Annotated in this window: 10 protein-coding genes; 8 read left to right on the top strand and 2 right to left on the bottom strand. The window is 72.6% G+C overall.

What is annotated here, in order from left to right; all coding sequences use genetic code 11:
• The first annotated feature begins 92 nt into the window (after positions 1–92).
• The 3 genes from ACZ607_RS16185 (at position 93) to ACZ607_RS16175 (ending at position 4713) form a co-directional block, all read left to right on the top strand.
• Positions 93–1535 carry a maltokinase N-terminal cap-like domain-containing protein gene (locus ACZ607_RS16185; protein WP_469735325.1) on the top strand — a complete coding sequence of 481 codons (1443 nt, stop codon included), beginning with the start codon at positions 93–95 and terminating at the stop codon, positions 1533–1535.
• 59 nt (positions 1536–1594) lie between these two features.
• Positions 1595–4012: a 1,4-alpha-glucan branching enzyme gene (gene glgB, locus ACZ607_RS16180; protein ID WP_469735324.1), complete on the top strand. Its 2418-nt coding sequence runs from the start codon at positions 1595–1597 to the stop codon at positions 4010–4012.
• Between the two features lie 116 nt (positions 4013–4128).
• Positions 4129–4713 carry a hypothetical protein gene (locus ACZ607_RS16175; protein ID WP_469735323.1) on the top strand — a complete coding sequence of 195 codons (585 nt, stop codon included), beginning with the start codon at positions 4129–4131 and terminating at the stop codon, positions 4711–4713.
• A 51-nt stretch (positions 4714–4764) separates the two neighbouring features.
• On the opposite strand, the gene ACZ607_RS16170 is transcribed toward ACZ607_RS16175, so the two are convergent.
• Together ACZ607_RS16170 and ACZ607_RS16165 are read right to left on the bottom strand one after the other, a co-directional pair.
• Positions 4765–5226, bottom strand: coding sequence for a hypothetical protein (locus ACZ607_RS16170; RefSeq protein ID WP_469735322.1), 462 nt, complete (start codon positions 5224–5226; stop codon positions 4765–4767).
• A 119-nt stretch (positions 5227–5345) separates the two neighbouring features.
• A complete protein-coding gene (locus ACZ607_RS16165) occupies positions 5346–6650 on the bottom strand; it encodes an HAD family hydrolase (protein ID WP_469735321.1) in 1305 nt (434 codons plus the stop codon).
• A gap of 339 nt (positions 6651–6989) precedes the next feature.
• Here ACZ607_RS16165 and ACZ607_RS16160 point away from each other — a divergent pair, with 339 nt between their 5' ends.
• From ACZ607_RS16160 to ACZ607_RS16140, 5 genes are all read left to right on the top strand, one after another.
• Positions 6990–7709, top strand: coding sequence for an IclR family transcriptional regulator (locus tag ACZ607_RS16160; protein ID WP_469735320.1), 720 nt, complete (start codon positions 6990–6992; stop codon positions 7707–7709).
• A 360-nt stretch (positions 7710–8069) separates the two neighbouring features.
• The gene (locus tag ACZ607_RS16155; RefSeq protein WP_469735319.1) at positions 8070–9818 is read left to right on the top strand and encodes a hypothetical protein; all 1749 of its coding nucleotides are present in this window, start codon (positions 8070–8072) and stop codon (positions 9816–9818) included.
• The gene (locus ACZ607_RS16150) at positions 9815–10678 is read left to right on the top strand and encodes a hypothetical protein (protein WP_469735318.1); all 864 of its coding nucleotides are present in this window, start codon (positions 9815–9817) and stop codon (positions 10676–10678) included. The genes ACZ607_RS16155 and ACZ607_RS16150 overlap by 4 nt, the downstream gene beginning before the upstream one ends.
• Positions 10675–11685 carry a dipeptidase gene (locus ACZ607_RS16145; protein WP_469735317.1) on the top strand — a complete coding sequence of 337 codons (1011 nt, stop codon included), beginning with the start codon at positions 10675–10677 and terminating at the stop codon, positions 11683–11685. Before ACZ607_RS16150 ends, ACZ607_RS16145 begins: the two co-directional genes overlap by 4 nt.
• A gap of 126 nt (positions 11686–11811) precedes the next feature.
• Complete coding sequence (locus ACZ607_RS16140) at positions 11812–13458, top strand: ABC transporter substrate-binding protein (RefSeq protein WP_469735316.1); 1647 nt, start codon at positions 11812–11814, stop codon at positions 13456–13458.
• Position 13459: the final 1 nt, after the last annotated feature.

Genomic DNA, 13459 nt, shown 5'->3' with positions numbered 1-13459 from the left:
ACCCGACACGTCCCGCACAGCCGGACAGCCATTGCCGCAATCCGGGACACTCTTCGCATCCTGTGGTGTGCCCGGGGAAAGGACGCGATGCCATGTCGGAGGCTGCATCCACTCGAGTCGCCCTGGCGAAGAGCACAACATCCAGAAAGACGACAAGAAGACATACGCCGAGCGCCACGGGCACCACTGCCCTGCTGCCGTCGCTCGCCCCACTGCTCCACGAGTGGGTGCCCCGGCAGCGCTGGTTCGCGGGCAAGGGACAGCCCGTCACCGGGTTCTCCCTCGTCGCGGCCACCGAGATACTGCCCCTGGACGCCACGGGCACCGGCCCCGGGCTGCTGCACCTGCTCGTCCGGGTGCACCAGCCGGACGGCCGCCCCGCGCCCGCCCAGGGGGACTGCTACCAACTGCTGCTCGGGGTGCGCACCACGCTGCCCCCGCGCCTGTCCGACGCACGCATCGGCCAGGTCACGGACGGGCCGCTGGCGGGCCGCACCCTGTACGAGGGGCTGCACGACCCGCGCGTCGCCGACCTTCTGCTGGAACGATTCCGTAACCCCGGGTCACTCGGCCCCCTACGCTTCGACCAGGCCGAGCCCATCCCGGCGGGACTCGTCCCGCGCGTCCTGGACACCGAGCAGTCCAACTCCTCCCTCGTCTACGGGGACGCCTTCATCCTGAAGATCTTCCGCAGGGTGTTCCCGGGCACCAACCCCGATCTCGAACTGCCCCTCGCGCTCGGCCGCCAGGGCTGCCGCCGGGTGCCCGCCCCGGTGGCCTGGTTCGAGGCGACGACGAACACGGAGCCGCTCACGCTCGGCGTGCTGCAGCCGTTCCTGCGCGGTGCCCAGGACGGCTGGCAGCTGGCGCTCTCCGCGCTGGCCGCCGGACGGGACTTCGTCCCGGAGGCGCACGCGCTCGGCCGGGCCACGGCCGAGGTGCACACCGCGCTCGCCGCCGCGCTGCCGACGCCGCCCCTGGCGCACGACCGGACCAGGGATCTGGTGGCCGGGATGGTGGAGCGCCTGGAGGCCGCCGCCCGGGCGGTCCCGGCACTCGTCCCGTACGTACCCGGGCTGCGCACCGCCTTCGACGCGGTCGCGGCGCTCGGGGACACGGAGTGCGGCTGGGCGGCGCAGCGGGTCCACGGGGATCTGCACCTCGGCCAGACCCTGCGGGGCGACGACGGCTTCTGGTCGCTGATCGACTTCGAGGGCGAGCCCGCGCGGCCGCTGCCCGAACGGCGCGCCCCGCAGCCGACGGTGCGCGATGTGGCGGGAATGCTCCGGTCCTTCGACTACGCGGCCCGCTCGCACCACCCGTGGAACCCCGAATGGGCGGCCCGCTGCCGTGCCGCCTACTGCGAGGGCTACGCCCGCGCGGCGGGCGTCGATCCGCGCGCCGACCCGGAGCTGCTGCGCGCCCACGAGACCGACAAGGCGGTGTACGAGGTGCTGTACGAGGCCCGGCACCGTCCCGACTGGCTGCCGGTCCCGATGGCCGCCATCCAGCGCCTGGCCGCCGCGCCGGCGTGACCTCCGCTTCCCCCCACTCATCCGCCGAGCCTTTCGAGCCTTTCGAGGAGGCAGTCTCTGTGACCGCCCGCAAGCCGTCCCGCAAGCCGTCCGATCCCATCGAGGTCCCACCCACGGCCAAGCCGGTGACCACCGAGGTCACCGCCCCCGCGGCGGCGCCCGTCCCCGCCGAAGCCCCCTCGGAAGCACCCGCCGACACGCCCCCGCCGCCACCGGTCAAGCGCGCCCGGGCCAGGAAGACGGCCGCGGCGGCCGCCGGCACCCCGCCCCGACCACGGCGCGGCGGGGGCAGCAGGAACGCGCTGCCCGCCACCGTCCTGGACGACGCGGACCGGGGCCGGCTGCTCGCCGGTGAGCACCACGACCCGCACGGTGTCCTGGGCGCGCACCCGACGTCGGGCGGCGTGCTCTTCCGGACGCTGCGCCCCTACGCGCGCTCGGTGACCGTGCTGGCCGAGGGCAAGCGGGCCGAGCTGCAGAGCGACGGGGACGGCTTCTTCTCGGGGGTCCTGGCGCTGCCCGCCCTCCGGGACGGGTACCGCCTCCGGATCGCCTACGAGGACAACACGATCGAGGTGGAGGACCCGTACCGGTTCCTGCCCGCCATCGGCGAGCTCGATCTGCATCTGATCGGCGAGGGCCGGCACGAGGAGCTCTGGAAGGCGCTCGGCGCGCAGCCCATGGAACACCAGGGCGTGGCCGGCACCCGCTTCACGGTCTGGGCGCCGAACGCGCGCGGGGTCCGGATCACGGGTGACTTCAACTACTGGGACGGCACGGCCTTCCCCATGCGCTCGCTCGGCGCCACCGGTGTCTGGGAGCTGTTCCTCCCCGGGGTCGGCGAGGGCGCCGTCTACAAGTACGACATCTGCCGGCCCGACGGGTCGCACACCCAGCGGGCCGACCCGATGGCCCGCCGCACCGAGGTGCCGCCCGCCACGGCCTCGGTGGTCACGGCCTCGCACCACGAGTGGCAGGACGCGGACTGGATGGCGCACCGGGGCGACCGCCCGGTCCACGAGGCGCCGTTCTCGGTCTACGAGGTCCATCTGCCGTCCTGGCGGCCCGGTCTCAGCTACCGCCAGCTCGCCTCCCAACTGCCCGCCTACGTACGGGAACTGGGCTTCACGCATGTGGAGCTGATGCCGGTCTCGGAGCATCCGTTCGGCGGCTCCTGGGGCTACCAGGTCACCGGCTTCTACGCGCCGACGTCCCGGATGGGCGGCCCGGACGACTTCCGCTTCCTGGTCGACGCGCTGCACGCGGCGGGCATCGGCGTCCTCATGGACTGGGTGCCGGCGCACTTCCCCCGGGACGACTGGGCGCTCGCCGAGTTCGACGGCCGCCCGCTGTACGAGCACTCCGACCCGAACCGGGCGGCGCACCCGGACTGGGGCACCCTGGAGTTCGACTACGGCCGCAAGGAGGTCCGTAACTTCCTTGTCTCCAACGCCACTTACTGGTGCGAGGAGTTCCACATCGACGGGCTGCGGGTCGACGCCGTCGCCTCGATGCTCTACCTCGACTACTCGCGTGAGGACGGCCAGTGGTCGCCGAACGAGTTCGGGGGCCGGGAGAACCTGGACGCGGTCGCCTTCCTCCAGGAGATGAACGCGACGGTCTACCGGCGTAACCCCGGTGTCGTCACGATGGCCGAGGAGTCGACCGCCTGGGACGGCGTCACCCGCGCCACGGACAGCGGCGGCCTGGGCTTCGGCCTGAAGTGGAACATGGGCTGGATGCACGACTCGCTGGTGTACATCTCCAAGGAGCCCATCCACCGCAAGTACCACCACAACGAGATGACCTTCTCGATGGTGTACGCGTACAGCGAGAACTACGTGCTGCCGATCTCGCACGACGAGGTCGTGCACGGCAAGCAGGCCCTGGTCACCAAGATGCCCGGCGACTGGTGGCAGCGGCGCGCGAACCACCGTGCCTACCTCGGCTTCATGTGGGCGCACCCCGGCAAGCAACTCCTCTTCATGGGGCAGGAGTTCGCCCAGGGCGCCGAGTGGTCCGAGGGCCACGGCCCGGACTGGTGGCTGCTCGACGAGACGTACGAGGCCTCCGGCGACCACCGGGGCGTGCGCTCCCTGGTCACGGACCTCAACGCGGTCTACAACGCGCTGCCCGCGCTCTGGCAGCGGGACACCTCGCCGGAGGGCTTCAGCTGGATCGACGGCGGCGCGGCCGAGGACAACGCGTTCTCGTTCGTCCGCCACGACGCGGACGGCTCCCCGCTGATCGCGGTCTCGCACTTCTCCCCGGTGGTGCGGCACGACTACCGCATCGGCGTACCGGACGGCCCGGAGGCCTGGGTGGAGGTCCTGAACACGGACGCGGCCCGCTACGGCGGCAGCGACGTACGCAACGAGGAGCCGCTGAAGCCGGAGGCGGTCGCGGCGCACGGCAGGGACACCAGCATCACGCTGACGCTCCCGCCACTGGCGACGGTCTGGCTGCGGCCGGCCTGAGGCGACGGAACAGGGGGGTGCGTCCGGAGGCGCGGGCGCACCCTCCCCGCCCGACCGGTGCGTTACCTTTCGGCCATGCGCGTTTCAGCAGGCCCCCACCGACGCCGGTCCCCGCGGTGAGCGACGAACTCAGCTGCACGCTACAGATCTACGAGGTCGAGCACGGCGACGACCATGGAGGTGTCTGCGTCGTCCGGTGCCTCGGCGGAGACGTCCGGGCCGGTCAGCAGTTCCCCTCCCCGGCCGCCTCGGAAGCCGCGTCCTCCACCGCCCTCACCGTCACCGGGATCGAGCGCTACGGGCGCGAGGTCGCGTTCCTGGGCCCTCCTCACTCGGCCCGCGTCACCCTCACCGGGGGGCCGGTCGCCGGACTCGCGAGGGGGACGATCCTCTCGGCTCCCCTGTGGCCCGCCGGCCCGCCGGTGTCCCCGCAGCTGGTGAACGACCAGGAGGCCGACGTCGTCGTCACCGCGGTGGCCGCGGTCGGGTCCTCGGTGGAGGTGGCCGGGGCCGACGTCGCCGGCTTCGTCGACCAGGTGAAACACCCGTCCTGGTGGTCCGATGAGGTCCGGGGTCCCCGGGTCGGCGATCGGCTGCGCGTGGTGGTGCTCGACGATTCGCGAGATCCCGTCCGCCTCAGTGCCCTTCGGTCCGACATCGAGAGCGCACGGACGTCGCGCACCCGCCGCCGGGCTCCCTGATCGCGGAGCTGTGGCTGCGCGACGCCGACGACAGCCCGGCGGCCGCCCGTCCTACTTGAGCTTGTAGGAGCAGGGCTTGCCCTGTTCGCCGCCGCCCTTGAACTCGACGACCGTCCTGCCGTCGACGGTGATCGAGCATCCTGCCGAGACCAGCCTGCCGTCGGCGGCGGTCGCGGTGCCGGGGGTGACGATCACCAGCCGGCCGACCTTGCTCTCCGCGCCGCGCGGGGCGATGGTCGCCGTCTTCGTCCACGGCAGCTCCACCTCGGTGAAGTCCGAGTCGTCCAGGGTGTACATGACGGTGCTCTTCCCCGCCCCGTCCACCTTGATCGTCACCTCGTGCGAGGCGCCTTCCGCCACGGCGCCCGCGCCGGTCTCCTTCTCCTTCGCGGACTCCTGGGCGGCGGGGCCGCTCCCCTTGCCCGCGTCGGCCGGCTTCTCCTCGCCACCACCGCAGCCCGTCAGCAGAGCGGCCGTCAGAACGAAGGCCGTCGCGGTCAGTGTCTTGCGCATGCTTGCTTCCCCCATGATCGGTGTCCCCCGGTACGGTCCACCCGCCCCGGGTCCCGGGAGAGCCTAGCCAGCCGTACCGACAGGCCGCCGGACGGGCCCGGCGGCCTGCCCGCGGGCGGTCAGTACACCGTGTCCCGCTGGTCCGGCACGACACTGCCGTCGTCACGCCGCACGGGGCCGAAGCCGCCCGCGGGCCGGGTCCAGGCGGCGGTCGCGCAGGGGTACGCCGTGGTCCTGCGGGGCAGCGGCTCGATGAACATGGGGTTCACGACCCAGCGGCCGTCGGCGTTGTCGTAGGCGCGGCACATCACCTCGTTCTTGTTGCGGTTGAGCACGAGGTGCGCGCCGGTCGCGTCACCGACGAACGTCACGTCGGTGTCGGCGTCACCGCCGCCGAGCGTGATCCGCCGGTCCGGGGCCTGCTTGCTCCAGGCGGCCCGGCCCTTGATCCCGTAGATCTCCTGGTTGATCCAGCACCGCTTGCCGTCGATGTACGGGATGACCTCGCCCTCGGTGCGGCCCACCCCGCCGCAGCCCTCGTTACGGGTCGTGATGCGGCCCTCGCCGTCGAGTACGGAGCGGATGGCGACGGTGTGCGCGCGGTCGATGCCGACGCCGCGCGACCAGACCTCGGTGACCGGCTCGGAGCCCGCCGAGACGATCCAGACGTCGAACCCGGCCCTCCGGAGCGTACGGATCAGGTCACGCTGCTGTTCGTAGTAGCGGACGTAGGCCGGGAGGACATGGGTACCGACGGTGCGGGTCGCGCCGACCGGCGCGGCGAGGGCCTCCTCGCGGGCGGCCTCGGTGTACGCGCGCAGTTCGGGGACGGTGTGCCCGGCGAACAGCTGGGGCACCCACGCGTACTGCGGGACGGTGCGGCGGTGGTTCCACTCCCCCGCGAAGGCGGCGTCGCCGCTCATCGTGGTGCCGTCCTCACGGATCTGGAGGATCTCGTCGGCGCAGCGGTCGTTCGTGGAGGTGGGCAGGGACGCTCCCACCTCGACGTCGGTGCCGCAGGCCTCGGTGAGGGCCTTCTCCGCGGTGCCGGTCAGCCACTTGCTGGTGTCCTTCCAGCGGGCCGGACGCAGGATCTTGTCGTGCCGCAGGGACCAGCTGATGGTGGCGTCGGTGACGTCGTTCTTGGTGACGGTGTTGTCCCAGTCGAACGCGGCGACCGGGCGCGGTCCGCCCTTGCCGTGGCAGGTGCCCCGTTCGTCGATCACGCGCTGCAACCGGGCGCGGTTGTCGCCGTACCAGGGGAGTTCGTCGGAGAGTCGGGGGCAGTGGGCCTTCGGCGTCACGGGCCCGCGGGCGGCGGCCGGGGCGGCGGCCGGGGCGGCGGCCACCGGGCCGGCCGCTGCCGTGAGCGCGAGTGCGGCGGCCAGGGTCGAGGTCCACGCGAGAACAAGTCGGCTACGCATGCGAGTGGACCGTACATCAATGTTTCCGCGATGTAGAGGAGGCGCACATCGGCGGCACCGGCGACGCGGGGCACCACCGGGAGCCCGCGCCGGAGACACAATCCACCCTTCGTCTCCGTATGGAAGACGGATGCGGATGCGGCGCCGCACCGACCCGGGCCACATATTCGAAAGCAGAGCAGGCATACAGAAGTGAAATCCAAGGCGAAAGGCAGAGTTTGCCGCATCTGATGGTGTGTTCGATGTTTTTCCTCGGGTGACCATTGACGGCCCGGCGAGCACGGTGTTTAAGTGACGCATCCCGATCGGAGACAGTGTCCTCGTATAGGAGACAGCACCTTGGTCACCCAGATCCTCACCTCCTCGCTCAAGACGCTGGAGGTGCTCGCCGCCCTCGCGGACGAACCGCAGGGCGTGGGTGCCTCCGAGCTCGCCCGGCGCACCGGCGGCAGCCGGGGTTATGTGCACCGGCAGTTGGTGACCCTGTGCGCCGGCGGGTGGGCCGAGCAGGCCGAGGACGGGACCTACCGGCTCAGCCTCCGTGTCTCCAGGCTCTCCGACGCCGCGTTCTCCCAGGCAGGGCTCGGCCACCGGGCCACCGCCGCGATGGAGGAACTGGCGGCTCTCGTCGACGAGACGGTGTCGCTGGCCGTCCTCGACGGTGACTCGGCCCGGATCGTTCAGCGGGTCGAGGTGGACCGGCTGCTGCGCGTCGACTCCCGGATCGAGGCGCGGATGCCGATCTCCGACACCGCCTCCGGTCGCGTGCTCACCGCCTGGGCGCTCCCGCACGACCTGGAGGCGCTGCGGCAGTCGGGCGTATCCACCGCCGGTGACACGGAGTTGGAGCACATCCGCGACCTCGGCTACGCCATCTCCCTGCCGAACCGGCTGGAGCCGACGGTCGCCGTCGCGGCCCCGGTCTTCGACGCGCGACGCCGGGTGATGGCCGCCCTGTCCGTGGTCGGCCCGATGGTCCGCTTCGACGCCGAGGCGGCCGCGGGTGACGCCGTCGCGTGCGCCGCCCGGGTCACCAGGATCGTCTCAGGAAGCAGGTGACCGCCGCCGCCCCGCACCCCGACGCCTCCTCGCGCTGAAGCCCGTCACCGATCACGCCGTCCCGTCCCGGATTCCGGCCCGCAGGCCCTCGCCCACCGGACACGGCCCGCCGCTCCACCCCGGCGCCGCCGCCCCCGACCGGGGCGTGCCCCGCCGCGCCGTCACCGGCGCACCGGCCCGCCCCCGGCCCTCATCCCCGCCGGCCGGGTCCTCCGTAACCGCTTCTTCCCGTGCCCGGCCCCGGGGCTCCTCTCGCGCCCCGCCGTCGCGCGCACCTTCACGCCGCCCCCACGGACACCGGAGTACCGGCGCCCGTGGGCGGCACCGCACCGCGTGTACCGACAACGTAAGGAACCATCCGTGGCACCACAGCCCAGTCCGGCCACGACCGTCGGCCGGCCGGCCGCCGAGATCATGACCTCGACCGCGCTCTCCTCCCTGCAGGCCGGGCGCCTCTCGTCGGCCCGCTCCCTGGTCAACCGGATGCTTCGCGAGAACTGGCGCGTGGAGCGCCGCTCGCTGACCGTCGGGGAGGACGGCAGCGGCGAGGCCGTCTACCGCATCCACACCACCGACCGCGTGCTGGACTTCGTGGCCTTCGCCTTCCCGCCCTCCTCGCAGGAGCGCACCCTGCGCATCTTCGACCTCGGCTGGGACATGATGGGCGCCCTCCTCGACGGCCCGGCCACGGCCGAGGACATCGAGCACACCCGCAACGAGATGCCGCGCCTCTACCACGGCCGGGCCACCGGGCACACGCTCACGTGGTGCCGCGCCAACCGCTCGCTGCGCGTCTTCGAGCACGTCGTGGACGCGCTGGCCGCGGGACGGCAGCCCGACACGGTCGCGCTCGCCCGCGTCGGCTATCTGATGCGCAACATCGGTCTCGACGGCAACGGCACCTTCGGTACCCGCACGTTCCTCGCGTACGGGGAGGAGCACCCCCTCGCGGTGCCGTACCACGCCCAGTTGCTGTCGGCGTACATGATGCGGGAGCTGAGCGCGGACCTGGTCGAGGCGCTGGCCGCCCGCCGCTCCGACGCGGCCGTGGCCCTCGACCCGCAGGTACGCCGCTTCCTCGGCGTCGGCAACAGCTCCGCGCTCGGCCTCGTCCTCTGGGTCGGCAACCACCCGGCGCTGGTGGACCGCTGGATCGCGCTGCGCGAACAGGCCCTCGCCCACGCACGCGTCCTCCCGGCGCCCGCCGGTTCCGCCGTGGCCGGCACCCTGGTCGGTCTGCTGGAGCGGGCCGCCGTCCACCAGGGCGAGGACGTCAACGAGTACACCTGCTTCACCCCCGCCGGGCGGATCGTCACCGACCTGCGGCGGGTGCTGGCCGCGATCCCGGAGCGCACCGCCGGGGCCGAGGCGGCCGGACGTGTGCCGACCGTGGCCGAGCTGGTCGACGGGGTCGAGGGGATCTGCGCCGAGGCCACCGAGGTGGTCAACTCCGTGCTCACCGAGCTGGACCCCGAGGAGTCGGACCGGCTCGCGGCGGAGCTCACCGTGGACGAGACGTTCCGGCGGGACGCCTCGATGACCGCCGGTGAGCTGCGTGCCCTGCTCGCCGACCATTACGCGTGGGCGCTCGCCGTCGACCGTACGGCGCCCGGCGCGGTCGCCAACACCTGGTACAAGTCCCGGTCGGCCGAGGAGCCCAGATGCGGCGCCACCGCCGAACTGCCCGAGGGCACCGTCGACCTCACCGTGGACGTCCCCGGCATCGTCCAGCACCTCGACGGCGTACTCACCGGCGAGGACCCGGCCCTGCCCGTCGGGCGCCTCCTCGCCCGCCGCCCCGAACTGCGGGGGCCCGTCGAGCGCCTCCAGTCCCTCGCCGGGCGCGCGTACGCCGTCCCGCACACCAACATCCGGGACGCCGCCTTCGTGCCCGCGCGGATCATCCGCCTGGTGAACGCCGCCTTCTACGGCCTGGAGCGCACCAAGGACTACCTGGGCCGTGATCTGCGTGGCGTGATCTTCCAGGGCGCCCCCACGGCGGACGACCTCGGGGGCTCCGGTGCGGGCCCGTGGTTCTGGCCCGCCGTGCCGCACCCCGGGAACACCGTCACCCTCGTACCCGCACCCTCGAACGGAGCCGACCGATGACCTCCGCCACCCTCACCTGTGGCACCGGCGGCGAAGGCGCCGCCGACCGCCTCGGCCGCACCTGGCAGAACGCCTCCGACGCCGAGACCCTCCGCCTGTCGCTGCGCGAACTGCGGCTCGTCACCGAGCGCCTCCTCCAGGCACAGGGACTCGCGCTCGGCGCCGTGCCCGCCGTACGCGATCTGGTGCTGCACGCCCAGGCCGCCGGGCTGCCCGCGCTCCAGTTCTTCGCCGACGGGCTCGGCGACGCGGACCGTGAGCACGCGGGCCGGGTGGAGATCGCCGCCGAGGCCCCGGGGTCGCTCGTGGTCGACTGTCTCGGGCAGAGCGCCCTCGTCGTCGCACCCGCGCTGCTCGACCTGCTCCAGGCGGAACCCGGGCAGCGGGTCGTCCTGTGGGCGGGGCGAGTCGAGCGCGCCGCACTCGCCGCCGTACTGGAGCACCAGGGCACCGACCGGGGTGTGGTGCTCACGGTGACGCCCTCCGCGCCGGATGCCGCGCCGGCCGCCGGGCTGCCCCCGCTGCCCGAGGCCCTGGCCGGTGCGGGCGTCCTCCTCGTCATGGAGCGACGCGCACCCGAGCTCCCCGACGACAGCACGCTGTTGCGGCTCCTCCCATTCGTGGGATCGCTGCCGGCGGCCCGTGCGGTCCACAGCGGTGTGGAGACCCCCGCCGCCCTGTGGTGGTCACTGTTCGAGGACTCCGCCCACGCGCTGTCCACGGAATCGGTGACCTCGCTCAAGCACGCCGGCGCGACCGCAGTCGACGAGAACGGCGTGATCGAACCCGACCTCACCGACGACGTGGACTTCGTCGGTGGCACGGCCATCAAGTCCCCCGACGACGGAGCGCAGCGATGAACATCGACGGACTCGAGTGCGGGGTCTTCAACCGGACGGTCTTCGAGGAGCTGCGCGCCGGGCGCGTGGACTGCGTGACGAACACCATCGCCTTCTGGGAGAACGCGGCGGAGACCATGCGGGCCCTCGCCGACTGGTACGGGATGGAGCGCGACAACGCCGACCTCATACGGATCGCGTACTCCACGGCCGACATCGAGGCGGCCGCCGCCGAGGGCCGCACCGCCGTCCTCATGGGCACCCAGAACGCGTCCCCGATCGAGGACCGGCTGGACCACATCGAGCTCTTCGCCCGCATGGGCCTGCGGGTCATGCAGCTCACCTACAACATCCAGAACACCCTCGGGGCGAGCTGCTACGAGACCACCGACGCGGGCCTGACCCGCTTCGGCCGCAACGCCGTCGAGGAGATGAACCGCTGCGGCATCGTCGTCGACTGCTCGCACGTCGGCGACCGGACGTCGTACGACGCGATCCACGCCTCGGCCGTCCCGGTGGCGGTCAACCACGCCAATCCGCGCGAGTTCTTCGACCACGCGCGCAACAAGCGGCCCGAGGTCATCGACGCGCTCGCCGAACGGGGCGGGGTGCTCGGCCTGACGATGTACCCGAACATCGCCGGCGAGTGGTGCGAGACCGTGGACAGCTGGTGCGAACTGGTCGCCCGCACCGTGGAGCGGATCGGCGTCGACCACGTCGGCGTCGGCTCCGACCTCGGCCGCTTCCTCACCGAGGAGCACATGGTGGAGATGCGCAAGGGCCACTGGACGCGGGGGCCCGAGTACGGGGCGGGCAAGCCCGGCCAGTCGCCGGTCGTGCCGGACCCCGAGTGGTTCGAAACGGCCGCCCAGTTCGGCAACATCCCCCAGGGGCTGGCCAAGGCCGGCTTCTCCCCCGCCGAGGTCGAGAAGCTGTGCGGCGGCAACTGGCTGCGCCTGTACCGGCAGACCATCGACGTGGACCTGCAAGGTGACCGCCCGGCCGTGCGCGTGACCGGCTCGGCCTGACCGTCCGGCCCGGCGGCGGGGCCCCGTTCCGACGCCGGGCCGCCCCGGCCCGTACGCCGCCCGCACCGCCGGACGCGACCTCCCGCCCCCTTCCCCTCTTCCTCGCCTCTCCGAGCGGAGACCCCGATGACCCACTGCCCCAGTCCACCGGCGGGTGGCCCGCCACCCCGGCCCCGGCGGCGCACCCTCGCCGCCCTCGCGCTGGCCGCCGCCCTCACCGCCTCGCTCACCTCCTGCGCCACCGCCGGTGTCTCCGTCGAGGCCGCGCGCCACACCCTCGTCGTCGACACGGCCTTCAACGCCAAGTCGATCGACCCGGCCCGCGTCTACCAGCCCACGGACTACCTCGTCGACCACGCCCTGTACGAGACGCTGACCACCTACCGTGGCGACGACCTGCGTACGCCGGTGCCCGGCCTGGCCCGGTCCTGGTCCAACTCGCGGGACGGCCGGTCCTGGACGTTCACCCTCCGGGACGACGCACGCTTCTCCGACGGCACACCCGTCGAGGCGAGCGATGTCGCCTTCTCCTTCGACCGGCTCCGTCACGTCAAGGCCAGCCCCGCCTTCCTGATGGCCGGGATCACCGTCGAGGCCGAGGACGCCCGGACCGTCGTCCTCACCACCGAGACCCCGCGCGCCGATGTGCCCGCGATGCTGGTCACCCCGCAGTTCGGGGTGGTCAACGCGGACGCGGTACGGGCGCACGGCGGCACCGACGCGAAGAACGCGGTCACGGAGGACGGGGCCGAGTCCTGGCTGAACACGGTGTCGGCCGGCTCCGGTCCGTACCGGCTGGAGAGTTACAGCAATTCCTCGCAGATCGTCCTGGAGGCCAACCCGCACTACGCCGGTGACGCGCCGGCCTATCCCCGGGTGATCATCCGCAACGTGCCGTCGGCCCAGCAGCAGCTGCTGGGGGTGCAGTCCGGCGACTCCCAGATCGCCCTCGACATCTCGGCACTGCAGTCCAAGGGCCTGCACGACGACGGCCTCATCGTCGACAACAGCCGGGCGGCCGAGGTGCTGTACCTCGCGGTCAGCCGCGAGAAGGGCCTCCCCACCGCCTCCGACGACGTCCGGGAGGCCATCCGGCTCGGCATCGATCACCAGCGCCTCGTCGAGATCGCCGGTCCTGGTTCCGCTCCGGCGACCGGCATCCTGCCGACCGTCTTCACCGGGGGCCTCGGCACGGAGGACGCCGGGGTCTACGACCCCGAGAAGGCCCGCGCCCTCGTGGAGAAGGCCGAGAAGGACCAGGGCCTGAAGAAGATCGAGCTGACCCTCGACTACGCCAGTGACTACCACCGGCTGGCCGGCCTCGACTACGGGGTCATGGCCCAGCGCGTCCAGAGCGACCTGGGGAAGATCGGGATCACCGTCACGCTCCGCCCCTCGCCGACGTCGACCTCGCTGCAACGGTATGTGGACGGGAAGACGCAACTCGCCCTGTGGTCCTACCCGCCGGACTACCTCGACCCGCAGAACGTCCTCGGCTTCGCCCCCGGCGACTTCCTCTCCAAACGGGTGCACTGGCCGGCGGAGGACGCCCCCGGACTCGCCGCCCTCACGAAGAAGGCGTACGCCTCGGTCGACGAGCGGGAGAGGCTCAGCGCGTACACGGCGTGGAACCGGGCGATGAACGAGGACGGCCCCTTCGTCCCGCTGCTGGAGCCGAACTTCGTCACCGTCGCCTCATCCGAGGTCACCGGGTTGGTCCGCAACCCGCTCTACTACCTCGACCTGGCCACGCTCGGCCGCTCGGAGGGGTGAA

Source organism: Streptomyces sp. NPDC104381 (assembly GCF_055583745.1).
Note: the sequence above shows the minus strand (reverse complement) of the source record. Positions and strands in the feature narration are given on the sequence as shown.

Excerpts from the sequence above, each read along its gene's own strand:
- ACZ607_RS16185 (WP_469735325.1), top strand. The coding sequence starts at position 93 with ATGTCGGAGGCTGCATCCACTCGAGTCGCCCTGGCGAAGAGCACAACA.
- ACZ607_RS16170 (WP_469735322.1), bottom strand. The coding sequence starts at position 5,226 with ATGCGCAAGACACTGACCGCGACGGCCTTCGTTCTGACGGCCGCTCTG.
- ACZ607_RS16165 (WP_469735321.1), bottom strand. The coding sequence starts at position 6,650 with ATGCGTAGCCGACTTGTTCTCGCGTGGACCTCGACCCTGGCCGCCGCA.
- ACZ607_RS16150 (WP_469735318.1), top strand. The coding sequence starts at position 9,815 with ATGACCTCCGCCACCCTCACCTGTGGCACCGGCGGCGAAGGCGCCGCC.
- ACZ607_RS16145 (WP_469735317.1), top strand. The coding sequence starts at position 10,675 with ATGAACATCGACGGACTCGAGTGCGGGGTCTTCAACCGGACGGTCTTC.
- ACZ607_RS16140 (WP_469735316.1), top strand. The coding sequence starts at position 11,812 with ATGACCCACTGCCCCAGTCCACCGGCGGGTGGCCCGCCACCCCGGCCC.